This is a genomic window from Butyricimonas sp. RTP31003st1_G1_RTP31003_210430 (genome assembly GCF_040920905.1).
Taxonomy (GTDB): Bacteria; Bacteroidota; Bacteroidia; order Bacteroidales; family Marinifilaceae; genus Butyricimonas; species Butyricimonas paravirosa.
This window is the reverse complement of sequence record NZ_JBCOSQ010000004.1, coordinates 115,533-135,425: the sequence shown is the minus strand read 5'-3', so window position 1 is coordinate 135,425 and position 19,893 is coordinate 115,533. Positions and strand designations below refer to the sequence as shown.

The 19,893-nt window shown below is 42.9% G+C and carries 15 protein-coding genes and 1 tRNA gene; 9 read left to right on the top strand and 7 right to left on the bottom strand.

Annotated elements, in window-relative coordinates; translation table 11 throughout:
• From AB5542_RS02465 to rpsO, 4 genes are all read right to left on the bottom strand, one after another.
• A partial coding sequence (locus AB5542_RS02465; protein WP_368242973.1) for a FecR family protein occupies positions 1-1,103 on the bottom strand: 1,103 nt, incomplete at its 3' end.
• 180 nt (positions 1,104-1,283) lie between these two features.
• Positions 1,284-1,844, bottom strand: coding sequence for an RNA polymerase sigma factor (locus AB5542_RS02460; RefSeq protein ID WP_087422459.1), 561 nt, complete (start codon positions 1,842-1,844; stop codon positions 1,284-1,286).
• A gap of 213 nt (positions 1,845-2,057) precedes the next feature.
• The gene (pnp, locus tag AB5542_RS02455; protein WP_270545205.1) at positions 2,058-4,304 is read right to left on the bottom strand and encodes a polyribonucleotide nucleotidyltransferase; all 2,247 of its coding nucleotides are present in this window, start codon (positions 4,302-4,304) and stop codon (positions 2,058-2,060) included.
• Between the two features lie 119 nt (positions 4,305-4,423).
• Positions 4,424-4,693, bottom strand: a complete 270-nt coding sequence (gene rpsO / locus AB5542_RS02450) for a 30S ribosomal protein S15 (RefSeq protein WP_087422516.1) — start codon at positions 4,691-4,693, stop codon at positions 4,424-4,426.
• Between the two features lie 132 nt (positions 4,694-4,825).
• On the opposite strand from rpsO, the gene AB5542_RS02445 reads away from it, so the two are divergent.
• Together AB5542_RS02445 and AB5542_RS02440 are read left to right on the top strand one after the other, a co-directional pair.
• A complete protein-coding gene (locus AB5542_RS02445; RefSeq protein ID WP_118304274.1) occupies positions 4,826-5,521 on the top strand; it encodes a DUF1573 domain-containing protein in 696 nt (231 codons plus the stop codon).
• A gap of 34 nt (positions 5,522-5,555) precedes the next feature.
• Entirely contained in the window at positions 5,556-8,042 is a 2,487-nt protein-coding gene (locus AB5542_RS02440) for an endonuclease MutS2 (RefSeq protein ID WP_279041078.1), read from the top strand.
• Positions 8,043-8,496: 454 nt separating this feature from the next.
• Here the strand turns inward: AB5542_RS02440 and AB5542_RS02435 are convergent, their stop codons facing one another.
• Positions 8,497-8,835, bottom strand: a complete 339-nt coding sequence (locus tag AB5542_RS02435) for a helix-turn-helix domain-containing protein (RefSeq protein ID WP_087422464.1) — start codon at positions 8,833-8,835, stop codon at positions 8,497-8,499.
• Between the two features lie 190 nt (positions 8,836-9,025).
• Between AB5542_RS02435 and AB5542_RS02430 the strand changes: the two genes are divergently transcribed.
• From AB5542_RS02430 to AB5542_RS02410, 5 genes are all read left to right on the top strand, one after another.
• Entirely contained in the window at positions 9,026-11,239 is a 2,214-nt protein-coding gene (locus AB5542_RS02430) for a hypothetical protein (RefSeq protein ID WP_279041076.1), read from the top strand.
• Positions 11,240-11,294: 55 nt separating this feature from the next.
• On the top strand, positions 11,295-12,044 hold the full coding sequence (locus AB5542_RS02425) for a BT1926 family outer membrane beta-barrel protein (protein ID WP_279041074.1): 750 nt from the start codon (positions 11,295-11,297) through the stop codon (positions 12,042-12,044).
• Positions 12,045-12,514: 470 nt separating this feature from the next.
• Positions 12,515-13,804, top strand: a complete 1,290-nt coding sequence (locus AB5542_RS02420; RefSeq protein ID WP_087422467.1) for an arginine deiminase family protein — start codon at positions 12,515-12,517, stop codon at positions 13,802-13,804.
• A gap of 372 nt (positions 13,805-14,176) precedes the next feature.
• Positions 14,177-15,103, top strand: coding sequence for a lytic transglycosylase domain-containing protein (locus AB5542_RS02415; RefSeq protein WP_118260250.1), 927 nt, complete (start codon positions 14,177-14,179; stop codon positions 15,101-15,103).
• 60 nt (positions 15,104-15,163) lie between these two features.
• Entirely contained in the window at positions 15,164-16,831 is a 1,668-nt protein-coding gene (locus AB5542_RS02410) for a nucleoside kinase (RefSeq protein WP_118304849.1), read from the top strand.
• A 72-nt stretch (positions 16,832-16,903) separates the two neighbouring features.
• On the opposite strand, the gene AB5542_RS02405 is transcribed toward AB5542_RS02410, so the two are convergent.
• Both AB5542_RS02405 and AB5542_RS02400 read right to left on the bottom strand, forming a co-directional pair.
• A complete protein-coding gene (locus AB5542_RS02405) occupies positions 16,904-17,554 on the bottom strand; it encodes an HAD family hydrolase (RefSeq protein ID WP_118304850.1) in 651 nt (216 codons plus the stop codon).
• A gap of 421 nt (positions 17,555-17,975) precedes the next feature.
• Positions 17,976-18,048 (bottom strand) — tRNA-Trp (locus AB5542_RS02400).
• Positions 18,049-18,252: 204 nt separating this feature from the next.
• On the opposite strand from AB5542_RS02400, the gene mnmA reads away from it, so the two are divergent.
• Entirely contained in the window at positions 18,253-19,299 is a 1,047-nt protein-coding gene (mnmA, locus tag AB5542_RS02395) for a tRNA 2-thiouridine(34) synthase MnmA (protein ID WP_279039586.1), read from the top strand.
• A 19-nt stretch (positions 19,300-19,318) separates the two neighbouring features.
• Positions 19,319-19,882, top strand: a complete 564-nt coding sequence (locus AB5542_RS02390; protein WP_279039588.1) for a Crp/Fnr family transcriptional regulator — start codon at positions 19,319-19,321, stop codon at positions 19,880-19,882.
• Positions 19,883-19,893: the final 11 nt, after the last annotated feature.

Here is a 19,893-nt window from a genome sequence, read left to right as displayed (position 1 = left end):
TACCGCGGCACGACCCCTTTAAAGATAATGTTTTTCAACTCATCATCCCGGTACACAACCTCCATATCATACCACCTTGCAAATTTCTGCATGATCTGCTCCAAAGTTTGCTCCTCAAGAATAAACATTCCCTTTTTCCAAGCAATCACTTTCTCTACATCCACCTCCCGTTTGTCAAGATGCCCGTCCCGACAATCCAACATACTCTGTTCCCCAGGTGCAAGTACCATATTTTCCCCGCTATCAGTTGCCACCTTTACTTTTCCGGTCACCAAGGTCGTGTAAATCGCCGCCTCATCCATATACCCGGACACGTTAAATTCGGTTCCCAACACCTCTACCGTCTGTTGCAATATCTCCACCCGAAACGGCATATCCGCATCTTTAGTCACCGAAAAATAGGCCTCACCCTCCAAGAACACCCGTCGTTCTTTGCCTACGAACTCCACCGGATAACGCAACTTACTCCCTGCATTCAACCACACGGTAGTCCCGTCCGCCAAGATCAAATCGAACTCTCCTCCCCTCGGTACTTCCACCTCATTATACACTAATTTCTTTCTTTTCTCTCCCTCAACCTTTCCTTGTCCCGCGTACGATAATCGCCGCTCATCAATCTTCACGGCATCCATACCTCCCACTTTCACTCCTTCTGCCAAAGTCTCCAAATCAACCACCCGTCCATCTTCCAATCTCAAAACAGCACGTACACCCCCGGCTTTAATGGGTTGTTCCGTCTTTGCCAAAGGCATGGACTCCTGTCTATCATCGACCGGGAACAAATAAAAACACCCCACGAACACGGCCACAACAGCCGCGGCAGCCACTCCCCACTGCCATCTTCTCTGTCTCAATCGTCGTTCTTCCTCACGAATACGCAGGTGCATCCCTTCCAATGGACGTATCACCTCCACTCCCTCCAACTGTTTCACCTCACCCATCACTCGCTGCCCATCCTTCAACTCACGATACAACCGCTCGTTATCCGGATTCCTTCCCCGCCACCATTCCAGATAGCGTTGCTCTTCATCCGAAATCGTCCCCGTCACCTCCTTGAAGATCAACCGTGAAATTTTAAAGACCTGTTCTTCTAATTTTTCCATTATATCACACTTTATATCCTGTTTCTTAATTGAATCATCCATAGAACGCAATCACTTAAAAAAAGGGTAAAAAATTCACATTTATTTTCAGAAAAAATTATCTATCGAACAAAAATATGTCGTAAATAATACATATTCAGAAAGATAACGATACAGAAATTTTAACTGACAAAATAGAAATCAGCTTTTCAAAACAAAAAAGAATAAAAATAACTCTCTCGGCAACTTTTCCCGTAAAATATCCAACGCTTTGGCCTTCGTCTTCTTCACCGTACTCTCCGACACGTTCAATTGTTCAGCAATATCCGTAATTTTCAACCCTTCAATAAAACTCAATTCAAAAATTTGTCGCTCCCTTTCCGGTAAACTCCGGATAGCATAATATAGTAATAATTGAGTCTCCTGGTCAATCACGCTATTCTGAAAAAACACGTCCTCTTCCAGTTGTGACAAATAACGCTCACTCGCTTTCGCCTTCCGGTGAAGGCTAACAATTTCATTCTTGATAGAAATATAAAGGAAAGATTTCAATGACTCCACCGACTCAAATTGCAGTCGTCTTTTCCAAGCGTTGAACACCGCATTCTGCACGCAATCCTCGGCCAGAAAACTATTTTGTTCTCCCGCATACCGCACGGCATACAACAATAGTGCTGGATACAGACGCCTGTACAACATCTCCAAACGCCCTTGCTTGAACTCGTTCAACATCTGAACATCAATATCTTCTGACACTTTCATATATGCAGCCGGATATAATAGCCAATAAACAAAATTCAAACAAAGATAATCTTTTTTTTATTTTATCCTGCATCTTCCCGTTTTCTTCCAAATTCCACAGACACGGGAATAAAATCAATTTTCGACGACAAAAGAAACGGAGTGAAAAATCTCCCCTTATATTCGAGGAAATTCTTCACTCCATTCAGAATGACAAAATCAATGACTTACATATTATTCTTGATTTTCTTTTCTTTCCGGTCTAGGACCTCTGTCGCGATGGGGACGATCTCCCCGATCTTGTCTCGGTCCGCGATCTTGACGTTCGCCTCTATCTTGGCGTTCACCGCGATTTTGACGATCATTTTGCTCCATACCTTCCGGTTTAGGCAACAACACCTTACGGGAAAGTTTGAATTTTCCGGTTTTCGGATCAATATCGATCAATTTCACACGTACCCGATCTCCCTCTTTCAATACATCCTCCACTTTCTCTACGCGTTTGTGATCGATCTCGGACACGTGCAACAAACCGTCTTTACCCGGCAAGAACTCCACGAAAGCACCGAAAGCGGTGATTGTCTTTACAACTCCCTCGTAAATCTCTCCGACTTCAGGCTTGCAAGCAATAGCCTTGATGCGGGCAACGGCAATCTCGATAGATTCTGCATTGGTGGCAGCAATATCCACGATACCCTGATTACCCACTTCTTCAATAACGATAACCGCTCCGGATTTCTCCTGAATATCCTGAATAATCTTTCCTCCGGGGCCAATGATCGCTCCGATCTGATCCTTATCCACCGTAAGCGTAACCATACGCGGTGCGTGCGGTTTCAAGTCAGGACGAGGTTCAGGTAAGGTTTCCTTAATAATATTCATGATGTGTAAACGACCTCTCCGGGCTTGATCCAGAGCTTTCTCCAGAATCTCGTAAGGAAGACCGTCTACTTTAATATCCATCTGGGTGGCGGTGATACCGTCTACCGTTCCGGTTACCTTGAAGTCCATATCTCCCAAGTGATCCTCGTCACCCAAGATGTCAGACAACACGGCATATTTCTCGTTATCGGTGATCAATCCCATAGCGATACCCGTTACCGGTTTCTTGATCGGAATACCGGCATCCATCAATGCCAAAGTTCCGGCGCATACCGTTGCCATGGAAGATGAACCGTTAGATTCCAAAATATCAGAAACAACACGTACCGTGTAAGGATAGTTGTCCGGCAACATACGTTTCAACGCACGATGAGCCAAATTACCATGTCCTACTTCACGACGACCCACACCGCGACTGGCTTTTGCCTCTCCCGTTGAGAACGGCGGGAAGTTATAGTGCAACAAGAATTTTTCTTTTCCTTGTTCAGTAGCCTCATCTATAATCTTTTCATCCAGCTTGGTTCCTAAAGTTACCGTGGACAATGATTGCGTTTCACCGCGGGTAAAGATAGAAGAACCATGAGGTCCCGGAAGAGGTCCGGCCTCACACCAGATCGGGCGAATCTGTTCGGTCGTACGTCCATCCAGACGTAACCCCTCATCCAAAATCATTCTCCGTACAGCCTCTTTCTCCACGTCATGATAATAACGGGCAACCATATTCTTCTTCGCATCTCTCTCTTCTTCCGGAAGTGATTCCAAGTATCCTTCTTTCACTTCGGTAAATAACTTTTCGCGTAAATGCTTGTCTGCATTACATTGACGGGCAACAGCATACGCTTTATCGTAACATTTAGCCCAGATGTCTTTACGCAACTCTTCATCGTTCACTTCATGACAATAAGCCCGTTTTTCTTTATTCACGGCTTTTGCCAATTCCATTTGAACCAAACAATGATCTTTAATAGCTTCATGAGCAAATTTAATAGCGTCGAGCATTTCTTTCTCAGAAACCTCGTTCATCTCACCCTCAACCATCATGATATTCTCGTAGGTTGCAGCAACCATAATATCCAAATCGGCAGTTGCCAACTCGCTCTTGGTAGGGTTAATCATAAATTCCCCATTCACACGAGCTACACGTACCTCGGAAATAGGACCGTGGAAAGGAATATCACTCACGGCAATAGCTGCAGAGGCAGCCAATCCGGCCAAACAATCCGGCATAGACTCTTCATCAGCCGAGTACAACGTTACCTGCACGAAAGTTTCTGCATGGTAATCATCCGGGAACAAAGGTCTCAGAGCCCGGTCAATTAGACGGGATACCAAAATCTCGTAATCGGAAGCTCTTCCCTCTCTACGGGTGAAACCACCGGGGAAACGTCCTACCGCTGAAAATTTTTCTTTATAATCTACCGACAAAGGCATGAAGTCCACGTCCGGACCGGCCTCTTGCGCAGAACAAACCGTAGCCAACAACATCGTGTTGCCCATTTTCAGCATGACAGCACCGTCCGCTTGTTTGGCTAATTTTCCGGTTTCCAATGTTATTACCCGACCATCTTTCAGGGTAATGCTTTTTTCAATAATGTTCATAGAAATAATAAAACTGTTAAAATACTAAACATTTTAACGGAATTCTTTTTAGATAAAAGGAGGAGGAGGGGAGGATTAAAAGTAAAACGACCCGGACGACCCGGGTCGTTTTTATGTAATTATTTACGTAAATTCAATGCTTTAACGATAGCACGATATCTATCGATATCTCTCTTCTTCATGTAATCAAGCAACGCTCTACGTTTTCCAACCAATTTAATCAAAGATCTTTGAGTAGCGAAATCTTTGTGGTTTTTCTTTAAATGCTCAGTTAAATGAGCGATACGGTAGGAAAATAAAGCTACTTGTGACTCAACAGAGCCGGTATCTTTATTAGACTTCCCGTACTGTGAAAAAAGTTCTTCTTTCTTTTCTGATGTCAAATACATGATGTACAGTCTTTTATATTTAATAATAATTTTAACGCCGCAAAGATACGTTTTATTCCGACATAAACCAATCTTTTCCAACCCTTTTTGTATTTTTGTATTCCAATTTTCCACAAACAAAAAGAAATACAGATGAAGATATTTATATATGTAATATTACTTTTCATCCCCACGCTATCATTCGCTCAACGAGCCAAGATCGCGTTTGAAAAGACCACGTTCAACATGGGACTCGTGCAGGAAAACGGGGGAAAAGTAACTCACGAATTTAAATTTACAAACAAAGGGAAAGCACCCCTGTTGATAAAATTTATCGAAACCACGTGTGGTTGCACTACTCCCAAATGGAACAGGAAACCCATTCCTCCCGGAGACAGTAGCGTGGTCACCGTCACGTTCAACCCGAAAGACCGCCCCGGCGTGTTCTCGAAAAAGATTATCGTGTACACGAACGCCACTCCCCCGAACATCGTATTGCGTTTAGAAGGAGAAGTCATCACGAAATCGGTTGACATCCCGACAACCTACCCCATCGTGGTGGGTAACTTACGTTTCACCACGGACACGATCCACTTAAAACAGGCTGAGACGAAACACCAGATCATAAACCTGATCAACACGGGCAAAAAGAACATATCGATCCTGTCGATTTTCAAACCCGACTACCTGGAAGTGGACTGTACCCCCCTCACATTGGGCAAGGAAATGATGGGTAATCTCATCATTCGGTATCTCCCGAAACACGCGGACAAGATCAAGCCGGATGATTACGTCCTCATCAAAACAGATCAGGGAACGACACACAAGTTCATGATCTCGAACAAGTAATTTTCAATTTTGTACTTTCAATTTTCAATTCAATATGATTTATCCCGAAAATTTTGAATCTAAAATAAAATTCGACAAAATAAGACAACTTATCAGCAATAACTGCCTGAGTGACATGGGCCGGGAACTGGTCAGCGACATCAAGTTCTCCACCAATGCCGGATGGATCGAAACCTCTTTGGCCGAAACCTCCGAATTCATGCGGATCTGTCAAGAGGAAGAGAACTTTCCGGTCTCCTATTACCATGATGCCCGTCCCTTCTTGCTGCGTATAAAAGTAGAGGGTTTGTTTCTGGAAGTAAACGAGCTGGTTGTCTTAAAAAATTCACTGGAGTCGCTGAACGCCATCATGCGTTTCTTCAACACCAAACAAGAAGTTTACCCTCATCTGGTAGCCCGGGCCGGAGACGTACGGGTATTCCCCTATATCCTGCAACGTCTGGACTCGATCGTTTCAAAATTCGGGACAATTAAGGATACCGCCTCACCCGCTTTAGGCAACATACGTCATAGCATTGCTAAAAAGCAATCCGGAATCTCCCGACGTATGCAATCCCTGTTGCAGAAAGCACAGGAGGAAGGATGGGCCGACAAGGACAGCAACATTGCTATCCGGGACGGTAGAATGGTGATTCCCGTGCCTGCCGCCTTCAAGCGGAAATTAAATGGTATCGTGCATGATGAATCCACCACCGGGAAAACCTCTTATATCGAACCCGCGGAAATCATCGAGACGAACAATGAAATCCGGGAACTGCAACTGGAAGAGAAACGGGAAATCACCCGTATTCTCCGGCAATTTGCCGACGACTTGCGTCCTTATATATATGACTTGATCCCGGCCTATGATTTCATGGCATTCGTGGATTTCGTGCGAGCAAAAGCACTCTTTGCCATCCGGGTGAATGCCATTGTGCCTCTCTTTGAAGATACCCCTTCCATGCTATGGTACAGAGCAAAACATCCCCTACTCTACTTAAGCTTGAAAGCAAACGGGAAAGAGGTTATTCCTTTGGATATTGAAATAAATGAAGATCAGCGAATCATCCTGATTTCCGGTCCTAACGCGGGTGGTAAATCAGTCTGCCTGCAAACAGCCGGTTTATTACAATATATGTTCCAATGCGGCGTACCCGTACCCGTGGAAGAATCCAGTAAATTCGGGATATTCCACAAAATACTCATTGACATGGGAGACGAACAGTCTCTTGAAAATGATTTGAGTACATACAGCTCGCATCTGGTAAACATGAAGAATTTCATCCGTTACGCCTCGCAGGACACGCTTATCCTGATCGACGAGTTCGGTACGGGAACCGAACCCATGCTGGGCGGAGCGATAGCTGAAGCCATTTTAAATGCTTTAAATAATAACCAAACGAGAGGTGTCATCACGACACACTACACCAATTTAAAACATTTTGCCTCTTCAGCTTCCGGAATTGCAAACGGGGCCATGCTTTATGACAGCCATCGGATGTTGCCGCTTTTCCAACTGGAAATCGGAAAACCGGGTTCGTCTTTTGCATTTGAAATCGCCAAGAAAATCGGGTTACCCAAAGAGATTTTGGACGATGCCGCCAGCAAGATCGGTGAAGACCGGGTAAATTTCGACAAGCACTTGAAAGAAATCCTACGGGATAAACGTTACTGGGAAGAAAAACGGAAACGCATCCATGAAAATGAAAAACGCTTGGAAGAAGTGCTAGAACGTTATAAAAAAGAACTGGACGATGCCTCCAAACTCAGGAAAACAATTATCCAAGAAGCCCAAGAGAAAGCCAAAGAACTCATCTCCGGGGCGAACAAAACGATAGAAAATACCATCCGGCAAATCAAAGAAAGTCAAGCCGAAAAGGAGCAAACCCGACTGGCTCGCCAAACATTCGAGGAAGAAAAACGACGGTTACTGTTCAGCGAAGAAGAAGAGGAAGAACGACTGAAGAGAAAAATCGAGAAATTGAAAAACCGGGAAAAGAAACAAAAGGAAAAAGGGAAACGCTCCCAAACCTCCACGTCTGAAGAGACCGATCAACAGCAACAGGCGCCAATTTTCAGCAAAGGAGATCTCGTGCAACTGGATAATAAAGCCGTGGGTGAAATTATCGAAATTAACGAGAAAAACGCGGTTATCGCTCTCGGCGGTCTCATGACCACCGTGAAAGTGGAACGCCTCTCGAAAATATCGAACAGTGCAGCCAAGAAAATCACGCAAAACAGGACGCCACGCCCCTCTTCCAATTACCTGGAAAACATCAGCCAGAAACGTATGGATTTCAAACCGGAGATCGACGTACGAGGACTACGGGGAGACGAGGCGCTCATGAAAGTATCGGAATTCATTGACAATGCCGTTATGCTAAACATGAAAGACCTACGCATCTTGCATGGAACAGGTACAGGAGCCCTCCGACAAATCATACGGGATTTTTTAAAGACCAATCCGGTCGTGGGTTCCTGCGGGGATGAACACGTACAAATGGGAGGCTCGGGAATTACCGTGGTGAAACTGGATATATAAACCACACGCGGTTATATTCCGGATAAATCCGCATCCTTGATATTCGCAAAAGCGAGGGCAACCAACAAAACGAGAATTATTCAAGAATACCCTAAATTCGTGTTTCAACACTCACGGATTTAGGGGTGTTCTACAAAAATTCAATGCAAAATAATGTAAAATAACGTTACCAAAACAGGATTATCTTGTTATCATATTGCGAGCCGCTCCCATTCCGCTCCCATTCCTCCCCTATTCCGCTCCTATCAAAATAACAATATATTAAATTACAATAGTAATTATTAACATCCGAATAAGTCTATCATAACAATTTGAAAACAGGATAATAACCCCATCAGATAGAAATTTCATTTGAATGCCCACTTTACTGGGACAAATCACTATTTCCCCGACTACCTATGAGCGTGGAAACAATTGTTTGTATCGAATTCCGGAATTAAGAATAATTGAAGGGCTATATGTTCAATGCTTTTTGGATCATTTTTTGATACTCTTCATCATCCAATTCTATCTCCAGCATAATCTTTCGTTTGGACGATACACTCTCTGCTTTTTGGGAATGACATGCCCCAATAATATTATTTTCTTGTCTCAACTTCTCCGAGAACAGACTAAACAAGTCCACATTCAACACCATGCAAATCTGATACAACAAATCTGTATCAATAGATTGACGCTTGAAAAGATGATATACCAACGTCCTTTCTTTGTTAATCATACGAGCGAACTGGCTGGCACTCAAACCACTTTTCTCGAACTCTTGCCTTATAATCTCTCCTATATCCAATTTCATAGTTCAAAATTACGAGAATTATCATGAGAAAAGTTTTAATAAAGGTAATATATAACTACAAAAATGTTGAATATTATTTGCACATGTAAATTTTATACCATACTTTTGTCAACAAAATACAACGAGGCGTTTGTAAATGTATTAAATAAATTATTGAATTATTAAATGTTTAATTAAAAAACAAGGTGTTATGAGAAAAATAAGTTTATTATTTGTGTTGATAACTGTCGCCTTATTGTCATCCTGCGTGGATGACAAAGAATCTGCTACAGTTGAACAAATCCGTACCGCAAAAACGGAATGGCTGAAGGCACAAGCCGAAATGCTGCAAGCACAAGGAGAGGCTCAAAAATTACTGGCAGAAATCGAAAAATTGAAAGTAGAGAATGAAGCTAAAAATGAAACAGCTCGCCTTGAAATTGAACGTTTGATCGCAGAAGCCAATGCAGCCAAAACGGAAGCTGAAGCTGAAAAACTACTTGCAGAAGCTGAAAAGATTCGGAATGAAGCAAAAGCAGCAGAAATAGCAAATGAATATCAACAAAAAATTTATGAACTTGAATACGAAACTCGTAAAGCCGAGGAAGCATACAAGCAACAAGATTTTTTGAACAAATTAAATGCCGCCATTATTGCCGGTAAACTCAACCCGGAACTAGAGCAAATGTATGCAGACTATGTCAAAGCCCTGCGGAAACTTCGTAATAATCAAAACGAAATCGCCAATAACGAAGACAGAGTAAATCGGTACAAGAATCTCATTTCTGATAATTTCGAGGTGCACCTCGCTAGTTTCCAAGAAATAATAAAAGAAAATCAAGAAAAAGTAACCACTGCAAAAGAAGCTATTGCTGAGCTTGAAGCCTCAAAAACGCTGACAGACGCCGCTATTGAAAAAAAAATCAATGAACTTAATACAAAGCTTGAAGAACTTACCAAAGAGCTTGATTCCAAAACGGCAGAAATGATCAATACTGCTGACGAAGCAAAAAAATTATTGAAAGCTATTTGTGATGCAGAACAAGCAGTGGAAACGGCCAAGCAAGAGGCTAGTACCAAAGAAAAGGCTTACGAAAAAGCAAAAGAGGATTACAACAGCAATCCCACGAAAAAATTGGTCTCTCCGTTCGAAATAACAGTTATAACAAGCAAAGGAACTAAAAGAACATTCTCTTTCCCAGGATATCCTGAATTTGAACAAAATATCACAACCAAGATTACTGCCGAGAAAGAGAAACAAGCAACCACTATTGAAATGAAAACGACAGCAAAAGAAGAAGCTGAAAAAGAACTAGCTGAAACAAAAGCAAATTTAGGAAAATTAGAGAAAGCTGCAAAAGCTGCAAAAGCTGCTTTGACACCACTTGAAGAAATAATCAACGAACAAAAAACGAAACTTGAAAAAGCGACAAAAGACAAAGCTACTTACGAAAGTAAAGTAAGCGAATTAAATAATAAAAAGACTGCTGCCCAAACAGATTACGATGCGAAAAAAGGCGTGGTGGTAAAATATACCAACGAGCTGAAAGATCCGGATCTTACTCCTGAGAAGAAAGCCGAGCTAGAAGCTTTATTGGGTGTTGCCAAGACAAATGAAGCAAAAGCTTTAGCTGAACTGACTAAAGCAAGCGATGCCGTAACAGCAAACGATGCCGCATTAGCAACAGCTAAAAAAGATATCGCTGATGCCACCAAAGCTCTTGAAGAAAATGAAACAGCATACGAAAAGGCAAAAGAAAATGTCACAATCACACAAAAAGCATACAATGATGCTGTTGCTGCTGTTTCGGAAATCAATCAAGGTGAACTTGTTGTTAAGGTACAAAAAGCAATTGATGAATTAGAAATCGCAACGTTACTAGCCGATGAATTCAACACGATCGTTGACAATGCAGCCAAAACAACCGAAACGTTACTGGCAGAGATGAATCAAGCCAAAGCAGATTGGGATGAAGCGGTAGCCAACATTGAGGCGGCTGAACAGAAAAAAGAAGAAGCAGAAGCGGCTTTAGAGAATTCAGCATACACCACATTAATAAGAGAAGCTAATGAATTAAGCTCTCAAATAGAGCGTATTAATCACCTGTTGGAAATTCTAACTTCTTCAGACATCGAAGGCATCAATGAGCAAATAGAGACCTACAAAAAAGAGATAAAAACAGCAGAAGAAGCCATCGCTAAAGCAGAGCAATCCATCAAAGAATTCAATGCTCTTGCAAGTGACGAAGAAAAGAACGAAGAATTAGAAGCTTACATCAGAATACAAAATGAAGAATACCAGGCAGAAATTAATGTTCTCAACAACGAGATTTCAAAACTCAAAGAAATCCAACCTGAACTACAAGCACGTGTTGACCGTTTACAAGCAGCTATTGATGCCGCAGAAGCAGCACTTGCCGAATAAGTAAAACCCAATGCCAGTGGGGAAATCCCCACTGACATTCACTAAATTTGTATATATGCTAAAAAGAGTATTGACAATTGCTATCATCATGACAGGATCGGTACTGCTTGCCAACGCACAAACAAAAGATGATTTTACACCAAAGAAAGGGGACAAATCCGTCTCTTTAAATTTAGGTGTAGGCTCGTTTGTCGGCATGGAAGCCCCGGCCCCGGATTTGAGCACCTACAATATCTCCGCCCCACAAACCAGCTGGTTCGATAAACAGTTGTCACTGAATTTCGAATTCAGATGGATGTTTGCGAAAAAATGGGCGCTGAAAGCAATGGGAGGATTTTCATTCAAGCATAATCCCGAGTACCAAGCTTTACCCGGTAACAGCACGGATGGAAAATTCGAAACCGGAGACATTCCAGATTACAATTTCGTAACATCAAAAGATAAAATAAAATATTCTATCGTCCTCGGAGCGGAAAGATTCGTGAAAACCAAATATGACAAACTATTTTTCCGTTATGGAGGTGAATTTGGATTCTCTTACGGGAAACAAGAAGCAAAAGCGGATGACGAATCCTATCTAGGAAAATCTATTGGAGAAGCTTTCGGGTACCGGGTTGCCGGTGTCACCGGATTCGATTATTTCGTCTCCAAAGCACTTTTTATTTCTATCGAAATTCGACCGATTGCCTATGACTACACGGTATATAACATCCGACCACAAGTCGGGTTGAAACTCCTATCATCAGACACTCACGGATTTGATTTTCTATCTAACCCGATGTTGAAAATTGGATTTAGATTCTAAAGTTCACACATAAAAAATAACCCATCATTTGCAAAATTCCGTTTGGGTTATCAAAAGCCATCCCAGGTTATCTTGGGGTGGTTTCTTGTATTACAAACACAAAACAAAGCATTACACCAATAGTCCCTACCAACCGATAATTATGTTGACGTTTATTTGTTATTATCAATTTTAAATTATAATTTTGCAAAGAATATTTAGGTGAAATATTCCACGATTGAAATGGATGTATATAGACAATTCTGAAAGTGATGGAAAAACTCGAATTGTATACTCAAAATATTTAAGATGCAACCAGCTCGGAGAGGCCGGACAACTCTTCGAGATATTGAAAGGGGTACGTCATGTATCCCTTTCTCCTTTTAAATAGTGCATATTTATTTTCACCTTTTGCATAATTATAGTGGTGATTTATAAGGTTTATCAACCTTTATATCGTAATTTTGCCATGTAATCAAAAAAACACATATATGTCTAAGATTGTAGAGGTAAATGTTCAATCCGAAATCGGAAAACTGAATGGAGTAATACTCCATACACCAGGCGAGGAGGTAGAAAACATGACTCCCGAGAACGCTGAGAGGGCGCTCTATAGCGATATTCTAAATTTATCAATCGCACGAAAAGAATACAAGCAACTCAGTGAGGTTTTAGGTAAAATCACGAAAACCTACCAGGTCAAAGACCTCCTGACAAACATTTTAAAAGACGATGCCATCAAACTGGAAGTGTTGAACCGCATCGAAAAGATAGAGCCTTTTATTGCCGAAGTAACTCCCAAAGGATCAATTAAAGATCAATTGTTGGATGAAGATGCAGAAAATTTGGCCCGTTTGCTGATCGAAGGGGTTGAAATGAAACGCGACACGTTGACCAAATTCTTGAATAAAGATTGGTACGACTTGCGCCCGTTACATAATTTCTTCTTCACCCGCGACGCCTCCATGAGTATGTACAACGAAGTACTTATTGGTAGGATGGCTAACGCTGTTCGTGATCGTGAGGCAATCATCATGCAATCTATTTTTGACTTCACGCCCGGATTTAACACCAAAACGTTAAGTTTGAACACGGAATCTGATCCCCTTCGTAAATTAACCATCGAAGGCGGTGATGTACAGATTGCACGGGATGATATATTGGTTATCGGTAACGGTATGCGCACGTCAACCCGCGCTATCGACGCCTTGATGTATAACTTTATCAACCGAAACGAAGACAAGGTACAACATATTCTTGTACAGGAACTACCCCATTCCCCGGAATCCTTCATTCACCTGGATATGGTGTTCACTTTCCTGGATAAGGACAAATGTATGGTTTACGAACCCTTGATCATGAGTCCGGGCAATTACCAGACGGTTCACATCAAGATTCAACACGGGAAACTAATCAGCATCCGCCGGGAAAAGACATTGTTACACGCCCTGAAAAAACTGGGTATGGACTTGGAACCCGTGTATTGCGGTGGAGAAGACGAAACTTGGAACATGGAGAGAGAACAATGGCATAGTGGTGCAAACTTCTTCTGCGTGGCCCCGGGTAAAGTGTTAGGCTACGCACGCAACAATTATACCGTTGAAGCCATGAACAATGCCGGTTTCGAGATTATTCGTGCTAACGACGTGATCAGCAACAAAGTCGATCTGAGCAAATACGAAAAATACATGATCACCATCGAGGGATCAGAACTTCCCCGCGGAGGTGGTGGTGCAAGATGCATGACCATGCCGATCAACCGCGATGCTGTTGAATGGTAAAATAAAAGAGGATGTGTCAAAAGTCATTTTTCAAACTCCCTCCCGGCTTCGCCGTACTCCCTCTATAAACAGAGGGAGAGTTGAAATACTCCCTGTCTTCGGGAAGAGTCACCAGCTCCTCCTCTGTTTATAGAGGAGGTGGCACGAAGTGACGGAGGAGTTTTGGAGGATAAAATACCTTTTGACACAGCCTCTTTATTTTAACATAGCACCTCTCATCCTCAACCATATACCCCCAAGTTCCCCTCCCACAACCATCCCCCTCCCGCCTAAAAAGTACAATTCTTAGCGATTCTACACACACTTTTTTCTCCATTTTACCGTAAAAATCAAGAAAAAGATGTATTTTCGAAGAACATAAAATCATTGGTTGTGAAAAGGAACATTTTACTTGCATTTCTGACAATTCTTGTCTTATTAAATAGTGCGGCGATCGGATATTACGTTTATCATGATCAGAAGGAACATGAAGAGAACGAGGAACCACCATTCCACCTCATGAAATCATCAGACGTGGACTTCCCGACAACATTCAGCCTGGCTGGGGAAGAGGTCCCACTGGAAAGAATCGACGTGGCAGAGGCATTCAAAAAAGAGTTAATCGTGAACACCTACTTACATTCACACACGATCCAAGTTTTAAAAAACGCCCCCCGCTATTTTCATATCATCGAACCCATCCTAAAAGCGGAAGGAGTTCCGAATGATTTCAAGTACTTAGCCGTCATCGAGAGTAGTTTGAACCCACTGGCCGTATCTTACGCCGGAGCCGCAGGAATATGGCAGCTCATGAGTGCGACGGCTAAAGAACTAGGGTTAGAGGTGACGAATGACGTGGACGAACGCTATCACGTGGAAAAGGCTACCCGGGCCGCTTGTACCTATTTGAAAAAAGCCTACCAAAAATTCGGTTCCTGGACACTGGCCGCCGCCTCTTATAACGGAGGTATGAATATGCTCTCCAGACAAATGGACCGACAAAAAGAAAAAAACTTTTACGACCTCCTGCTAGGTGAGGAAACCGGGAGATACGTGTACCGCATGTTGGCTTTAAAGCAAATCATGGAAGAACCTCACCTGTACGATTTTTACGTGGATCACTTGTATCCCGTGGAGCCGACCACGCAGGTCAAAGTAACCAAAAATATAAAGGATCTGGCGGATTTCGCACAAGAACACGGAATATCCTATAAAACGTTGAAACGCTTTAATCCCTGGTTACGGCAGACCTCGTTAAAAGTCGGGAAACATAAAACGTATTATATTGCCATTCCCGAAAACAAGCAGGCATACAAGTAAAAATATTCGGCACGCTATTTGTACCACCCTGCCTATATTGGATGTAAAAAAACTCCCAACATGGAAAAGAATAAAATAACCGTCTTTTGTGAAAACAATGGACAAGAATACCAGATACCCACGGGATCTAGTTTAAAAGAATTCAAGAAAATCGTGTTCCCTATGAATCATCAGAACATTCTGGGGGCATTAGTTAATAACGAGGTGCAGGACCTGCATTACGAGATATATAACCCCAAATACGTGAATTTCGTCGATGTCACCACGTTGGATGGATATAGCGTGTACTTACGCTCTCTTATTTTCGTACTTTACAAGGCGATACATAATCTCTACCCGAAAAAAACGCTTGTCGTGGAATATCACCTTTCTAACGGAATATTCTGCCGTCTGGCAAACAAGGAATTCGTTCTCACCGGGGACAGGATCACCGAGATAAAAAAAGAAATGCAACGCATCATCGACCACGATTACGAGATCATGCGTACGGAAACTCCCACGGAAGAAGCAATCAAACTTTTTAACAGACAGGGTCTAAAGGATAAAGAGTTATTACTTTCCACACGAGGAAAGATGTTTACCTCCGTTTATTCCATTGACGGCACCTGTGACTATTTCTACGGGACGCTGGCTCCTTCCACCGGATGCTTGAAAGTATTCGACCTGATGGATTACAAGGATGGAATGTTATTAATGCCACCCAAACGCACGAACCCGACACAAATAGTCCCGTTCGTACCCCAAGAAAAGCTGTTCAGCACGTTCAGCGAGTTCAAACGCTGGGGAAAGATCTCCGAGGTTATGCAAATTGGGCATTTAAACCAAGCCATCGAACATAAACACGCCGGGGATATGATTAAGGTAAGCGAGGCCCTGCACGAGAAAAAGATTTCCCAGATCGCTGACCAAATCAAGAAACAGAAAAAGGTAAAAGTTGTGCTTATTGCCGGTCCTTCCTCTTCGGGCAAGACCACGTTCGGAAAGCGATTAGCCATCCAGCTATTAGTGAACGGCATCAAACCCGTCAATTTATCTCTGGATAATTATTTCGTGAACCGGGAAGATACTCCCCGGGATGAAAAAGGAGAATACGATTTCGAGACGATCGACGCCTTGGACATCAACACCTTCAACGATAACATCATGAGTTTATTGAGAGGTGAAGAAGTGGAAATACCCAAATTCTCGTTCGAAACAGGTCAACGTTTCTACGACGGAGAGAAATTAAAGATGAGCAGTAATAACGTGGTTATCGTGGAAGGTATTCACGGGCTGAACCCCAAATTAACCGAATATCTGCCTCATGAAAGCCTATTCAAAATATTTATTTCGGCTCTTACGGTGATCTCTATCGATAATCACAACATTATCAACCCATCGGATAACCGTTTGATCCGCCGTATGGTTCGGGATCACAAATACCGGGGATATTCGGCTCTCGACACCTTAAAAAGATGGGAAAGCGTACTTTCCGGTGAACAGAAACACATCACCCCCTATCAGGAAGAGGCCGATGTCATGTTTAACTCGGCACTCGTGTACGAACTGGGAGCCTTGAAGCAACAAGCCGTTCCATTATTGGAAGAAGTGCTGGTAAAATACCCGGAACACTCCAAGGCGAAACGCCTGTTGAAGTTCTTCTCGTACGTCCAAGCCGTACCTACCCGTGAAATACCACCGACTTCCATTCTCCGAGAATTCCTGGGCGGAAGTTCGTTTAAATATTAAACGAACAAAGAAGTGGAGTTTATTTTTAAAAAGCTCCACTTCTTTATAAATATTTCACCTCTACTCCATTCACTAACGAACCCACCTCATAATCTCGCAAGGTTCGTCGGCAATGTATTGAGCCCCGTTTGCCAATAATTCTTCCCGATCACGGAATCCCCATGTCACCCCGATCGAAGTTACACCGCTATTTACTGCCGTTTGCATATCCACGCCGGAATCTCCCACGTAAAGGACCTCCTCTTTCGTGACTCCTGCCTCTTTCATAATATCGAAGACAATCGTGGGATCAGGTTTCACGGGAATCCCCTCCCGTTGTCCATAAACAAAATCAAAAAGTCCCTCACCGAAATATTCCGGAATTAACTCTTTTGTAGCCGCATGATATTTATTAGAAGCCACGGCTAACAATAAATGACGACGTTTCAGCGTCTTCAGTAACTCACAAATCCCATCATAAGGAGCCGTAAAGTCAGCTTTATGCTCGGCATAATAAGCCATGAAATCTTTCCGGATCTTCAACATATTCTCGTGCGAGCGTTCTGCCTCCGGCAATGCCCGTTCAAGCAACTTGTCAATTCCGTTTCCCACGAAATAACGAAAAGCAGGCAATTCATGTGTCGGATACCCATGTCGCCGTAAAGCATAATTCGTACTCGTCGCCAAATCCTGTAAAGAATTCAACAATGTTCCATCCAGATCAAAAATTACCAACTTCGTCATAGTTCCTCTATTTTTTAGTGATGACAAAAGTATACATATCCGGGGAAACGGCAAAATCGAGTTGCGCATAGACACGATTCGCAACATTCATTAACACGATTCTTAATTAATGTTCAATACAATACAAGTAAAGTTCGCAGTTTCCCATCATGTTCCATCACTTATTTCACTATATTCCAGTACATTCTCTCCCGTCTCCCGCCGTACCTTCACTACTAACTTAACGATAAGTCATCGATAAGTTACCGATAAGTCATCGATCCTCAGCCGACAAGTTATAGTCAATCAAACCTGAACTTCCTGCCAAGATACAGGCGAGACAGGCTTGCAACTACGATAAAAGTCATGATCAACAAGCGACAGACATTATCCCAATGGCATAACACACGAAAAAAGAGGTTGCCGTAACAACCTCTTTCAGCACGGGAGGAGAGGTTCGAACTCCCGACCCTCGGTTTTGGAGACCGATGCTCTACCAACTGAGCCACTCCCGTATTTCGTGCTGCAAATTAAGGTAATTTAAACGAGAAAAACAAGTCCCATCCGGAAGTACACGTAAAAAATATTGCCTAAAAAATACTTGCTATCCCACAAGTATCAGGAGTTCAAGCAACAAATTCATCCAACAAAATACAAAACCTCATGACAATTCTAAAATTAAACCGTATTTTTGTCCCCCGACTTCAATAAAAAGGAACATGGAAAAAGCTGTAGTTGGTCTCAGCGGAGGCGTGGATAGTTTCGTTACGGCACTTCTGTTACAACAACAGGGTTTTGAAGTTATTGGTGTCCACCTGCAATTATGGGAATCACGGGTCGGCTCCTCGCAAGAACCGGAAGTCGAGGAATTGTGTAAACAAACGGGCATCAAACTCTACCGGTTAAATGGTAGACAACTTTTCCAAGAACAGGTGGTCCAACCCTTCATCCAAGGTTACCTTTCGGGAATTACCCCCAACCCGTGCGCCACGTGTAACAGCTTTGTCAAATGGAATCTACTTCGAGACTTGGCAAACGAACTAAAAGTACACCATGTCGCCACGGGACACTACATTCGGATTCTCCCTTTCGCGAACCATTATTACGTCCATAAAGGAGTTGACCCGAATAAAGACCAATCGTACTTCTTATGGGGCGTACCGGAAGAAATTCTATGCCGGGCCATCCCCCCATTAGGAGATTACACGAAAACACAGGTAAAGGAAATGGCCAAAGAACACGGGTTTATCCACTTGGCTGAAAAACAGGAAAGCATGAGTATCTGTTTTCTTGAGAAAGGAGACTACCGGGATTTCATCGCCCGCCAGCCGGGGACAGACTCTTGTTTCACACCCGGCCGGATCGTGGATGAATTCGGAAATCACGTGGGAGAACATACCGGAATCGTGAATTACACCGTGGGACAAAAGAGAGGAATCCCACCCAAGGAACAATTCCCACAATATGTTTCACGCCTATCCCCATCCACGAACCAAATCGTCGTGGGAGATAAGGCAAGCCTACACCGAAGGACCTTTACTCTCGGGCAAGTTCATTTTATTAATCCCGAAGAAATTCATTCACAAGACATAGAAGTTAAAGTACGAGGTATCGGGCTGAACCCGGAAGGATTCGTACAACTATCTTTCCAACCCGACCGGACATTACACGTACAACTCTCCTCTCCCGCATGGGCTATTGCCCCCGGACAACCGGCTGTCTTTTATCGGGAAGACCGGGTAATCGGTGGCGGGATCGTCCTATAACCTTTCAAAACATCATGACATGACATTTTCAGATATACTCCAACAACAATACAAACTATCCTCGGATAGTATCCTCCTTCTCCTTAAAGATGCAATAACCATCTCTTTCAACAAAAAAGAACCCATCGTGCAGGAAGGGCAACGCAATGATTATATTTATTTCGTGGAAAAAGGTTCTGTCCGTGGATTTATCGAACGGGAAGGTAAGGAGTTTACCCTATTGTTTGCATTCGAGGGAGATATGGCCGCCACCATGCCAGACCTGTCACAAACACCGATAGCTAAATTCACGCTAGAAACCCTCGAATCTTCCACGCTCGTGAAAATCTCCCGTTCTCACTTGGAATACCTCTTCCTTCATTCCCTGGAATTGGCAAACTGGGGACGCAAACTGATGGAAAAGACCATGCAGGAGTACGAACATTATTTTATCGAGTACTACTGGGCCGATAAAGGCCACCAGTATCAAATGCTAATAAAAGAATTCCCGCAACTCTTACAACGAGTTTCGTTAAAAGAAATCGCCTCATACCTAAACATCACGCCTCAGTCATTAAGCCGAATTCGGGCTCATTTGAAATAAATCTTACACGA

Bases quoted from the DNA above. Each gene is read 5' to 3' on its own strand.
- AB5542_RS02410 (WP_118304849.1), top strand. From the start codon at position 15,164: ATGGAAAAGAATAAAATAACCGTCTTTTGTGAAAACAATGGACAAGAA.
- AB5542_RS02430 (WP_279041076.1), top strand. From the start codon at position 9,026: ATGAGAAAAATAAGTTTATTATTTGTGTTGATAACTGTCGCCTTATTG.
- pnp (WP_270545205.1), bottom strand. From the start codon at position 4,304: ATGAACATTATTGAAAAAAGCATTACCCTGAAAGATGGTCGGGTAATA.
- AB5542_RS02445 (WP_118304274.1), top strand. From the start codon at position 4,826: ATGAAGATATTTATATATGTAATATTACTTTTCATCCCCACGCTATCA.
- mnmA (WP_279039586.1), top strand. From the start codon at position 18,253: ATGGAAAAAGCTGTAGTTGGTCTCAGCGGAGGCGTGGATAGTTTCGTT.
- AB5542_RS02420 (WP_087422467.1), top strand. From the start codon at position 12,515: ATGTCTAAGATTGTAGAGGTAAATGTTCAATCCGAAATCGGAAAACTG.
- AB5542_RS02425 (WP_279041074.1), top strand. From the start codon at position 11,295: ATGCTAAAAAGAGTATTGACAATTGCTATCATCATGACAGGATCGGTA.
- AB5542_RS02390 (WP_279039588.1), top strand. From the start codon at position 19,319: ATGACATTTTCAGATATACTCCAACAACAATACAAACTATCCTCGGAT.
- AB5542_RS02440 (WP_279041078.1), top strand. From the start codon at position 5,556: ATGATTTATCCCGAAAATTTTGAATCTAAAATAAAATTCGACAAAATA.
- rpsO (WP_087422516.1), bottom strand. From the start codon at position 4,693: ATGTATTTGACATCAGAAAAGAAAGAAGAACTTTTTTCACAGTACGGG.
- AB5542_RS02435 (WP_087422464.1), bottom strand. From the start codon at position 8,835: ATGAAATTGGATATAGGAGAGATTATAAGGCAAGAGTTCGAGAAAAGT.
- AB5542_RS02405 (WP_118304850.1), bottom strand. From the start codon at position 17,554: ATGACGAAGTTGGTAATTTTTGATCTGGATGGAACATTGTTGAATTCT.
- AB5542_RS02460 (WP_087422459.1), bottom strand. From the start codon at position 1,844: ATGAAAGTGTCAGAAGATATTGATGTTCAGATGTTGAACGAGTTCAAG.